General features: G+C 69.2%; 1 protein-coding gene. It reads right to left on the bottom strand.

Going from position 1 to position 276, the window contains the following annotated elements; all coding sequences use genetic code 11:
• On the bottom strand, nucleotides 1–276 hold a 276-nt coding region (locus tag RMT89_RS42795; RefSeq protein ID WP_315889163.1), incomplete at both ends, for a hypothetical protein.

The raw sequence follows: 276 nt of genomic DNA, 5'->3' as shown, positions 1-276 counted from the left end.
CCCGCCGATGGCGTTCGCGCTGGAGCAGGCCGTCGACGAAGCCGCGCTGCGGATGAAGGTCGATCCGATTGCGCTTCGCAAGCGCTGGGACACAAACCCCAACCGGCGGGCCGCCGGGGCCGCGGAACGGCGCGCCGGGCGGCAGATTGCTGATGACGTCGAAATCGGCGAGCTCCTTTGCTTCGGCCGGATAGATCAGCCGCGCCAACCCCGCGAGCGTCGAATTGGTCGCGGCGCCCGTATCGGCCTGTGCGTTGAACGTCACCGCCTTCAGCG

This window comes from Streptomyces sp. P17 (genome assembly GCF_032436805.1).
GTDB lineage: Bacteria > Actinomycetota > Actinomycetes > Streptomycetales > Streptomycetaceae > Streptomyces.
This window is presented reverse-complemented; position numbering and strand designations above follow the sequence as displayed.